The organism is Flectobacillus sp., assembly GCF_049240685.1.
In the GTDB taxonomy this organism is placed as follows: domain Bacteria; phylum Bacteroidota; class Bacteroidia; order Cytophagales; family Spirosomataceae; genus Flectobacillus.
This window is the reverse complement of the sequence record NZ_JBMLSD010000159.1, coordinates 1-10,809: the sequence shown is the minus strand read 5'-3', so window position 1 is coordinate 10,809 and position 10,809 is coordinate 1. Positions and strand designations below refer to the sequence as shown.

The following is a 10,809-nucleotide window of genomic DNA, read 5'->3' as shown; positions in this document are numbered from 1 at the left end:
GACAATCATCACACCTACATTTTCAAATTATCAAATCTTCAAATTACACAAATCCCCCAAAGCCCCGTCAGGATACAATAAGTTTTTCTGTATATTAGAACCCTCAACTATTTAACGCCCTTTTACCATGCAAAGACGTGATTTTACTAAAAATCTATTAGCTGCTTCTGCCGTAAGTACGCTTTCGAGCGGTGTGTTGGAAGCAAAAAATACTTCAGCTCAACCTGCTTTTAAACTCAAATATGCGCCTCATTTTGGGATGTTCGAAAATTCCGCAGGCAAAGATCCTATCGACCAACTTAAGTTTATGCACGAAATGGGTTTTCGTGCGCTTGAGGATAATGGTATGATGGACAGACCTGTAGAAGTACAAACAAAAGTGGGAGAGACCATGGCAAAGCTAGGAATGACCATGGGAGTTTTTGTGGTAAACTTTGATAATTGGCCTCTACAAACTTCATTGACTTCGGGTAAAAAGGAATGGCGTGATAAGTTTTTACAAAGATGTAAAGAAGCCGTAGAAGTCGCCAAACGTGTGAATGCCAAATGGATGACTGTAGTGCCAGGCAATTACGACCGTAGTATCCCCATCGGAATCCAAACTGGGCATGTAATTGAGTCATTGCGTATGGCAAGCGCCATTTTCGAACCACATGGCTTGGTGATGGTGTTGGAAGCATTAAGCGATACTCCAGATTTGTTTTTGAGACATTCCGACCAAACCTATATGATTTGTAAGGCTGTCAATAGTCCATCGTGTAAGTTTTTGTTTGATATGTGGCATATGCAACGCAACGAGGGACATATTATATATAACATTGACCAAACGTGGGACGAGATTGGATATTTCCAAATTGGCGACGAGCCTGGGCGTAAAGAACCAACCACTGGTGAGATGAATTACAAGAATATTTTCAAACATATTAATGCAAAGTCACAAGCTACAGGCCGTGATTTTGTTTTCGGCATGGAACATGGCAATTCGGTAAAAGGCAAAGAAGGTGAAATCAAATTGATTGAGGCCTATCGTGCTTCAGATTTATAGGGTTGTCTCGATTGAGTGAATGAGTGGTTTGACGAATGAGTGATTATCCTAAAAAAGCGGTCGGAAATTGTTTTTTCGACCGCTTTTTTGATGCTTTAATGCAAGATATTACTCATAGAGACGCAATGATTGCATCTCTATGAGTGAATACAAATTGTGACATAATCACTCATTCGCTAAATCATTAAATCACTAAATTAGGGATGACTCATACTCTTCTCAAAACTCCAAACTCAGCACTCAAAAATCCTATTTAGTTTGCTTTCACACGATTTGATTCTGACTCTGAACCTGTTTGGCGTGAGCGACTTGCTTTTAATTTCTGATTACCAAAGCTATAACTAAATCCTAAACGAAGGTTTTGAGATGCTTCACGACTAAAGTATTTAAGGTTAATGTCTTGATATTCAATAAGTCCTCTTGTTTGTTCGGTATAAAATACGTCATTCATCGCCAATGAAATCTTGCCTTTTCCTTCTAATACTTTGTATTGTAAACCAATTGTTAATGCTCCTAATGGGTTTAAAGTCAAGAACTCTTGTTGTGAACGAGTCATATACCAACCACCCATTTCCATGCTCAGTTTGTTGGTAAATTTGGCGTTAATATTAAAGTAAGCCAACCAGTTTACACGAGATTGGTCGAAGGTTCCTCCTAGATAATTGGCATTGTAGGCATTGTATATCAATTGATTACCACCATATCCCGAAATTTTCTTTCCAATTTTGATTGGAAAGTTCAACTCTACAAAATAGTTTTTGTAAGTCGCTAAGTTTTCGGCAGTTGTATAGGTACGCTTTGTTGCAGGGTCTTGCTTTGGCGCATTATCCACTATGACATCGTTAGTGTTGTTGTAACCAAGCGCAAAAAATGGCTGTCCGTCAAAGGTCAATTGCAATTTAATTTCGTTGGTCAATTGCGGTTTCAACAATGGATTACCTCTCGTAAAAGTCAAAGAGTCAATCTGGAATTCAAATGGGTTTTGTTGTTGATAACTCGGGCGGTCGATACGACGGGTAAACGAAGTCGTAACGGCCAAGCTTTTGTTAAGCTTATGTGTCAAGAAAATACTTGGGAAAAACTGCCAATAGTTACGTTCCAACACATTTTTGTTTTCGACTTGACTAAAACCTGTTGCAACGGTTTGTTCGGTACGTAAACCCGTTTGAAGTTCCCATTTTTTACCAAAACTGGTATTGTAATTTACATAAAGCGCATTGATATTTTCTTTATAGTTAAAAACATTGCTTCGTTTAGTGTCCAACACCTGTTCACGGTAAAAACGCAAATCGTTGTCAATCGTCGCAAAACTCATTTTTCCACCCGCTTCCAACTTGCTGTCCTTCGAGATAGGATGGGTATAGTCCAATTTCGCTGTCATAAATTGCACAGGGTTATCCACACTCTGTGAATTATTACGACGTAAACCATTGTCCACAATCGTAATCAAGTTTTGATTTTTGAGTTTGTACTGTACATAATCCAAATCCACGTTGAGTTCACGTCCTGTACTATCAAAACTATGTTTCCAGTTGAGGTTATAACCAATATTATTACGAGTAGTAGGTTGGTCGTTAAGGGTTTCGAACTGACTGGTTAATTGTTTAGTTTCTGTCGAAAATACTTTTGTAATAGCTGTACTGTTGTTGCTACCCGAACGGTCAAAACCTGTGAGTAATATCCCGATGGTATTTTTCTTATCTAAATAATAGTCAGCGCCTAGACGTGCATTATGAACTTTGGCATCCCCAGGATTCATCATGATGTTCGAAAACTCATCCTTGCCAATTACACGGTCAATTTGTGTGAGTTGAAAAAACGTCCTATCCGAATACGTATAGCTTCCAAATACGTTCCACTTGCCTTTGCGGTGATTGAGCGAAAAGTTAGGAGAATATCCGCCAAAAAAGTCATTTTTACTACGATTTACAATTGTGTTGTCGACCATTGCACCTCTAAAATTGAGGGCAACCGAGCCATTTGTACCAAGATTAGCATTGCGTTTCATTACAATATTTATCACAGCACCACCCGCAGCATCATATTTAGCAGAAGGATTTTTGATTACCTCGATTTTTTCGATGCTATTACTAGGCAAATCTTTCAAAACCTGATTCATATCGGTGTACTGCGATGGTTTTCCATCAATCATAATCGATACCGAAGCTTTACCTGCAATCGTAATGCGATCTTGAGCAATAATTAGCCCAGGAACTTTTTGCAATACTTCAATAGCAGTACTTCCCACAGAAGCAGGACTATTAGCCACATTTACGACTAATTTATCGGCTCTTTGTTCCAAAAAGGGTTTTTGAGCGGTTACTGTTACTTCGTCTAAGGTCTTTGAACTTGTCTTTAAGATAATATTTTCGATGGTAACTGGTGATTGGTCTACAGAGAAAACAGCACTAAAGGCTTTTTGATAACCCATCATCGAAATACTAATGAGGTAGCGACCTTTATTAACTGATTCGAAATGATAAACCCCAGAGGCATCCGTCAAGTTGGCTTTTACCATACTTGAATCCTTAGCTGAAAGGAGGGATACCGTAGCAAATTCGGCAGGCTGATTTTTTTCGTCAAAAACTTTCCCCGAAATTTTTTGTTGAGCCAAAGCTCCAAATCCACAAAAGATAGATAGTAGTAGTGTGTGTAATAATTTCATTGGTTTAAATTTGTTAAAAGCACTTAGCCAGGTCCACTTGTAGGTTTAAAGAAGTTTGAATGAAAAAAAACTATGGCTACTAACGGATAGCACTTGGCGATGTGGCGAAATTTTAGTACAAAAGTTCAATAGAAATCGAAGATTCGGCGTAGCCAATTATGGCTATTGAACCTTGTACCAATGTTTTATAGAAGCACTTAAGTCGCCATATTGCCAACTCGATGTTAGCTGCGGTTATTTTAGGTAGTTAAATGTATTTTCAAGTTGAAATTTTGGACTTCTTTTCAAAAAATCCATAAAGAAAGCAGTGTGGGTTCCTCCCATTAAAATGAAAATTCTATCATCTTTTGTCATTGGGATCTGATTTAGATTAGAAAACATTACTAAATTTCTATGGTAAAATTTGCCTGCTTCGTCCGCTCCTTGTGCATGATTTTTACTGGAATTATATAGTAACAAATCAGCATTAAAATTTATAAGACTTTCCAAATATTGAGGATGATTATTCAATTTGAATAAATCATAAAAAGGAATTCCTTTTTCAGGATTTTTTGAATCATTCTCATCACTTAGTATAGAATATTTGCTTAAAGTAGTAGTATCTACACTGTTTACAACATTAATGTTGTAGTTGTACTTTTCTTTAAAGTCGATTCCATAAATCTTTTTTGCTCCGCCAAGTCTTCCAACTTCATAAGCTAATAATTCTATTTCGTCTGGATTTACAAACTTTTTCGTTGGGTTTTTTAGATAATCTGAATACGAGATTTGTCTCAAACTATCATTTTTAGGTAAATCTTCAATAACAATTATTGTTGGCTTAAATTCAGCTAACATCTTAGCTAATTTTTTAATTTCTTGCTGATTCTTTTTGTTGTTTTCATCAAAATCTGTTGCGTTTGCATCAGAAGTTTCACCCATGTGAAAAGTTCCAACATTTAATACAGGTATTGCATCATCAAATTTAGTCTTGTATATAATTTTCTTTTCGTAAGGTACATTTTGTGCAAAAATATTTACTGTTGTCACAAAGAATAAGAATGTCAAAATCTGTTTCATTTTATGTAGGTTTGTTTTATAATTACTGCTAACAGTTACTAGATGCAACACAACGAAGTTAGGTTGCACACATCAATAAAAAATTTGCTTCGTGAAGAATGGAACGATAAATGGATAGGGGGCAAATTTATCTGCTTTAGGCTATATGCTGTAAGCAAAAGAGGTCCTGTCTGGTGGGGTTACTTTATTAGCAGTTTCTACTCAATTTAGGAACTCTCTGAAGGAATATTTGTTTATTCTATAAAACTTATAGATTAAATTTTTAATTTTAAAAAGAATTAAGTTTTCAATACAAAGTAATGACGCAATAATGGAAGAATGTCTTACTTTTTTGAAGTGAAAAATTGACACGACAACTAAAAACTAGCTTATGAAATTACATAAAATTATAGCCTCAGCGGCTTTAGCAATAGCAAGCTTTGGTATCACAAAAGCACAAGTAGCTCCTAAACAAGGTGTTTGGAGAGGTACTTTTAGTTTGTTTGAAGGAAAAGAGTCTCCTTTTAATTTTGAGTTAAAAGGCAAAGATGCCTATTTATTAAACGCTTCAGAGCGATTTGAGCTTAAAGGTGTTACACAAAAAGGCGATTCATTATTTATTCCTGTTGAGATTTTTGATGCGGTATTAGCAGCCAAAATCGAAAGCCCAACTACCTTGTCGGGGGTATTCAAAAAAGGCACTACTCGTATTCCATTCAAGGCATCGCAAGGCAGTCGCTATCGTTTCTTTGAAAAACTAGCACCTTCAAAAGCGAGTTTGGCAGGCAAATGGGAAGTGTATATGGGCACTGCTACCACGCCAGTGATTGGTGTATTTGAACAAAAAGGTCAAAAAATAACAGGAACATTCTTATCAAAAACGGGTGATTATCGCTATTACGAAGGAGATATCAAAGGTGATGAGTTTTATCTTTCGGCCTTCAGTGGCTCAAGTCCAGCGTTGATTATTGGTAAAATCGAAGGCAATACCATTACTGGTCAAAGCATTGGAGCTACAAGTTCACGCCCGTTGAAAGGAACGAAGAATGACCAAATAGAACTACCAGATGCGTATTCATTGACGAAAGTGAAAGATGGTAAACAATTTGATTTTACTTTTCCTGATGCCTTTACAGGGCAAAATACCTCATTGAGTGATGCCAAGTACAAAGGAAAAGTGGTGATTGTAACGATTTTGGGTAGCTGGTGTCCAAACTGTATCGATGAAGCCTCTTATATGGCGCCGTGGTACAAAGCCAATAAAAATCGTGGTGTAGAAATCATTGGTTTATCTTTTGAGCGTAAAAACGATCCAGCTTTTGCCAAAACTCGTTTGGAAGCTTTGAAAAAACGATTTGACATCCAATATGATATCTTATTTGCTGGTTTGGCAGATACGCAATACGCTTCGTCGGTATTACCAGCTTTGTCTGAGATTATTTCTTTTCCAACTACCATTATTGTGGATAAGTCTGGGAAAGTTGCTAAAATTCATACAGGATATTCAGGTCCAGCAACAGGAAAATACTATGATGATTTTGTGAAAGAGTTTAATCATGAAATTGATGAATTGCTGAAACAAGATTTGTCGACAGGAAAATAGACCTGAGTTAGGATTTTAGCTTCATAGATATATCAATATTGGTCATTTCGTATTGAGTGAGTATTGCTCTAAAATTTGTATTTTTGTGGCTGTAAAGACGCAATACTTTTGGTCTTGAGTCAAGTTAGATATAGTATAGTAATATCAAAAAAAGCGGTCGAAAATAATTTTCGACCGCTTTTTTTGATGAATCATTATCAAATTTTGATAATGCACTAGACCGTATGTAACAGGTACAATTTTTAGCCTACTGCAAAAAGCTTAGAGCCTAAAGCAGCTAAAATTAGCTACTGTTTTTTATCCAAAATCGCACCTACACCTGCCCCTGCACCAGCACCTAATGCTCCACCGATAACAGCTCCAGCCGCTCTATTTCTTTTGTTGACTACGGCTCCAGTTACAGCACCAACACCAGCGCCAATCAAGGCACCTTTGGCAACTTTCGACATTTTACTTTTTTTCTTAGTTACTGTTGGCGTACTAGCTGTACTTGTCGAAGAGCTACTTGAGCTAGAAGTCTTTTCAACTTTGGCTGGACTACTATTGTTAGCACCAGAAATGGCAGCACTAGTGCTTTGAGCACCCTCGCCAGCAGATTGAGTTACCTGAGTGGTTGGTGTTGCTTTTTGCATTGAGTCAATCACCATTTTTTTTACTTCTTGCGCTTGAGCGACCATTTTCATCGAATCAATAGCAGCTTGTTTTGCTAATTCAATAGCAGCTTTATCATCTGTTTTTTGTTGGCAAGAAGCCAAGCCAAGCATGGCTGTTGCGAAAATCAAAATTAACTTTTTCATAAATTTTACGTGTTAATATAAAGCAATTGAATACTTATATGTTGTTTTAAAAAAATTGCTTTATGAATGTTTGACAGTACAAAGTTGAAGGCAGAAAAATCTGTTTCTTTGACATATTAACGTAATTCGTCCTCGTTTGGGTTTGCTCCTGATTGGTAATTGAGTGAGTGGTCAGATTTTTCAAGGCGGATTATTCACCTATTGAATTGAGTGATTTGAGATTGAGTGGATGAGTGATTATGTTAAAATTTATATTCTAGCCGTAGAGATATAATGCTTTGCGTCTTAAGCCGAGTCCAGTATCAAAAAAAGTGGTCGAAAATTGTTTTTCGACCACTTTTTACTAAAATATTGAGTGAATAACCTTTAGATGAAAAGCATTACGTCTCTACAAGTGAATCACACATTTTCAAATCTTCAAATTTTCAAATCTTCAAATTCTCCCATTTTCAAATCAAAAACTATTTCTTTTTCAAAGTCATCAAAAACTCTACTAAATCGACTAATTCTTGTTGAGACATACCATCTGCCAAGCCTGTTGGCATCATCGAATTATTCTGCATTTTCATCGACTTGATAGCGCTAGTCTTTAGATTTTGAACAATACCTCCAGGCATTTTTAAAACAACATCAGTTTCGGTTTTGGAAGCAATAATTCCGACTAGTTGCGTGCCATCTTTGAGTTTGATATCCCAACCTTCATAGCCAAAACTAATACCCGCATCTGGATGTAAGATGGCTAGATATTGCCCTTCTTTTGCCAATTTGCCACCTATTTCCGAAAGTTTTGGACCAAAATCCATTCCTTCGCCATTGACCTGATGACATACCGAACAGTTGTTGGCAAATACCTGCGCACCATTTTTCGGATTACCTGTCAACGCAATGAGTTCTGAAATAGGAGGGAGCTTTTTGGTAGCGGTATTACTAGCACCTAAATATTTGGCAGCATCAACACGTACCGAACGACGCCAAGCGCGGCTCACGCCTTCTACGGCGACAGGAATTAACTCTTTCTTAATTCTTTTTGCCTTTAATAATTCTAAAACAAGGTCTTCGCCATTGCCACTACCACCCAAATAACGAGTAGCTTCACGATGAATATTGGCGCTATATTTGGGGTTAAACATGGCATCCTGTAATAATGTCAACTGCGTTTTTCCTCCATTCCAACGAATAGCACCAAGAATCTTAATGGCTAAATCTTCTTGTTTAGGATTATTGATGATATTTTTAGCTAATTGAACTCCTTGTGGAGATTTGAATAGAGCATTCCCCGCATCGCCAACTTTTTCCCCTTTTCCAATCATACTAATCAAGCGCTCGTTGCCTTCTGGTAGGGTATATTTGTCTTGTAATTGTACAAATTCTTTGTCGTCGAGATTATTCATTAATTGTACCAAGGCATTTTTGGCAATCGGCGAGGTTTTAACAAACTCTGCATCCAAATGGCTTAATGCCAAACGATTAATTTGATTCTGTTCTGGCGAATTACTATTGAGCATACCTAGAAGAGCCGAAGATTTTTCAGGACCTTTTACAAAATCAAAAGCTCTAAAATAGCGTAAACGCTCTTTCAAGGCTACACTTGGGTCTGTAGCCAAAGAGGCAAGTAGTTTTACAGATTGAACGCTCCTCGAACGCCAAATAATATCTTTTCCAGAAGCAGAGTTTGTAGGATTCTGATTTTGGAATAAATAGGCGCTAAAGCAAGCATCCCAATTGTCCTCAGCACCGATACCCAAAGCCTCCAAATACCAGCGGTCTTTACCATCGTGCTGCGATGCCAAAGATGCCCACAACTGGCTAGCTTTAGGATTCTTTTGTCCGTGCAAAGCAATCGCACACTCTCTGCGCACATGAGGGTCTGTGTCTTTTGCTAATTTTTCTACATAGCCTAAAATCTCTAATTTACTTTGACGAGCAGCACGCAACCCCGCAATACGAATATCAGGATTAGCGTCTTGAATAGCTAAATCAATATATTTTTGGGAATCTACCAATTTAACCAATGCCCAGAAGGCTCTAGCACGAACTCTTGGGTTATCATTTTTCCAGTAAGAAACCAATGCATTTTCAGTACCTTTTCCCATTTTGGTCAAAGCTTCCCACGCCAAGTAGCGAGTAGCAATATTAGGACTTTGGAGTGCTTTAGCTGCACCTTCAGCTGTGCTAAAATCTTGTTTGGGAACAGAATAAGGCGTTTGAGGAGGCGCAATACGATAGATACGTCCACGAGTTAAATCACCTGCTTGGTGTCCACCAACACCGGGGTCATACCAGTCGGCCACAATGAGTGAGCCATCTGGAGCAACGCATACATCAGCAGGACGAAACCATTGGTCGGTTTCATTTTTCATGATATTCACAATTTGTGCCGAATAACCAGCCCCTTTCTTGGTTACAGGATAAGAGCGCACGACGTTGTGTCCTGGCTCACAGTGAATCATTTGTCCATAAAACTGTTTGGGTAGCAAATCTCCTTCGTATAAAACCATTCCCGTTGGCGAGCCCGAACCTGTCTGTAACAAGTTTGGTACGGTACCTGGGTCGTTCAAATGCCAGTGGCGCAAAGGAATTTCCTCTTCCATATTGGTGCGAGGATATCCCCACGAAGCACGTGTTATTTGGTCTTTATAGCCATAATTGCCGTATTCCATCACAAAATTGATACGCACGCCTTTATTGCCATCATCGTCGTTGTCTGACTGCCATAGGGTTCCATACGAATCAACCGCCACTTCGTAGTTATTTCTAAAATTTTGCCCCAAACATTCTACTTCTGAACCATCGAGGTTACAACGGAAAAGCATTCCTTCTTGGAAGTTTTTTCGAGAAATTTCTCTTCCAAATTGGTCTTTAACGAGGTTTCCTTTGGCATCTTTCAATTGACGACCTTCATTCCCAAAGTTAAAATACAGCTTTCCATCTGGCCCAAATACAAAAGTATGTACGCCATGATCGTGTTGTTCGCCTTCAATTCCTTGGAATAAAATCTCTTTTTTGTCGGCTTTATCATCCCCATTAGTATCGGTAAATTTCCAAACATAAGGGCTTTGAGACACAATCACCACGTTATTGAGCACCGAAATTCCCAAAGGCGCATTGATTTCTGAGCCTTGGTAAAACACTTTACTTATATCTGCCTTGCCATCTCCGTTGGTATCTTCCAAAATCACAATTCTATCACCTTCTTTGTGGGTAGGGTTGCCAGTGATTGAAGGTCTGTAATTATAGGCCTCCAATACCCAAACACGCCCCTTTGCATCCACATCAATATCGGTTGGATTGATGAGCATAGGTTCGGTCGCAAAAGTACTTACGGTAAGACCATCTACCATTTTAACCCCATTGAGGGCATTGTCTGGTAACCGTTTTTGATTTTCGGTCAGCAAAGAGTCAGCATACTGATTAATAAATCGACTTTTGGGTGAAAATTGATATGCAGTGCCCAAAAGCACACCTCCAAGCAAGACTGTAGGAATCAGTATCTTAGATTTTTGAGAAAGTTTGTTTAACATAAGTTTTGGAAGAAAGGGCTTGGTAAATTATATATAAGGGAACAGGCACAAAGGCGTAAAGTGATTAAGGGTAAATTGTGAAAACACAGTAAAGTAAGTGAGCAAAATTAGAATTAAGTTATGTGTTTAGGCACTAGGCA

At 38.0% G+C, this 10,809-nt stretch carries 6 protein-coding genes; 2 read left to right on the top strand and 4 right to left on the bottom strand.

From position 1 onward, the window contains the following. Positions 1-127: 127 nt before the first annotated feature. Positions 128-1,045 carry a hydroxypyruvate isomerase family protein gene (locus tag ACOVQ4_RS07355; RefSeq protein WP_421820005.1) on the top strand — a complete coding sequence of 306 codons (918 nt, stop codon included), beginning with the start codon at positions 128-130 and terminating at the stop codon, positions 1,043-1,045. 253 nt (positions 1,046-1,298) lie between these two features. On the opposite strand, the gene ACOVQ4_RS07350 is transcribed toward ACOVQ4_RS07355, so the two are convergent. Further along, positions 1,299-3,710 carry a TonB-dependent receptor domain-containing protein gene (locus ACOVQ4_RS07350; protein WP_421820004.1) on the bottom strand — a complete coding sequence of 804 codons (2,412 nt, stop codon included), beginning with the start codon at positions 3,708-3,710 and terminating at the stop codon, positions 1,299-1,301. A 234-nt stretch (positions 3,711-3,944) separates the two neighbouring features. Next, positions 3,945-4,769 (bottom strand): DUF5694 domain-containing protein, encoded by an 825-nt coding sequence (locus tag ACOVQ4_RS07345; protein WP_421820003.1) that lies wholly within the window; start codon positions 4,767-4,769, stop codon positions 3,945-3,947. 370 nt (positions 4,770-5,139) lie between these two features. Here ACOVQ4_RS07345 and ACOVQ4_RS07340 point away from each other — a divergent pair, with 370 nt between their 5' ends. After that, a complete protein-coding gene (locus ACOVQ4_RS07340; RefSeq protein WP_421820002.1) occupies positions 5,140-6,351 on the top strand; it encodes a peroxiredoxin family protein in 1,212 nt (403 codons plus the stop codon). Between the two features lie 287 nt (positions 6,352-6,638). On the opposite strand, the gene ACOVQ4_RS07335 is transcribed toward ACOVQ4_RS07340, so the two are convergent. Together ACOVQ4_RS07335 and ACOVQ4_RS07330 are read right to left on the bottom strand one after the other, a co-directional pair. Continuing rightward, positions 6,639-7,148 carry a YMGG-like glycine zipper-containing protein gene (locus ACOVQ4_RS07335; RefSeq protein WP_421820001.1) on the bottom strand — a complete coding sequence of 170 codons (510 nt, stop codon included), beginning with the start codon at positions 7,146-7,148 and terminating at the stop codon, positions 6,639-6,641. Positions 7,149-7,609: 461 nt separating this feature from the next. Beyond that, positions 7,610-10,669 carry a PVC-type heme-binding CxxCH protein gene (locus ACOVQ4_RS07330; protein WP_421820000.1) on the bottom strand — a complete coding sequence of 1,020 codons (3,060 nt, stop codon included), beginning with the start codon at positions 10,667-10,669 and terminating at the stop codon, positions 7,610-7,612. Positions 10,670-10,809 lie beyond the last annotated feature (140 nt).

Bases quoted from the DNA above. Each gene is read 5' to 3' on its own strand.
- ACOVQ4_RS07350 (WP_421820004.1), bottom strand. From the start codon at position 3,710: ATGAAATTATTACACACACTACTACTATCTATCTTTTGTGGATTTGGA.
- ACOVQ4_RS07335 (WP_421820001.1), bottom strand. From the start codon at position 7,148: ATGAAAAAGTTAATTTTGATTTTCGCAACAGCCATGCTTGGCTTGGCT.
- ACOVQ4_RS07330 (WP_421820000.1), bottom strand. From the start codon at position 10,669: ATGTTAAACAAACTTTCTCAAAAATCTAAGATACTGATTCCTACAGTC.
- ACOVQ4_RS07355 (WP_421820005.1), top strand. From the start codon at position 128: ATGCAAAGACGTGATTTTACTAAAAATCTATTAGCTGCTTCTGCCGTA.
- ACOVQ4_RS07345 (WP_421820003.1), bottom strand. From the start codon at position 4,769: ATGAAACAGATTTTGACATTCTTATTCTTTGTGACAACAGTAAATATT.
- ACOVQ4_RS07340 (WP_421820002.1), top strand. From the start codon at position 5,140: ATGAAATTACATAAAATTATAGCCTCAGCGGCTTTAGCAATAGCAAGC.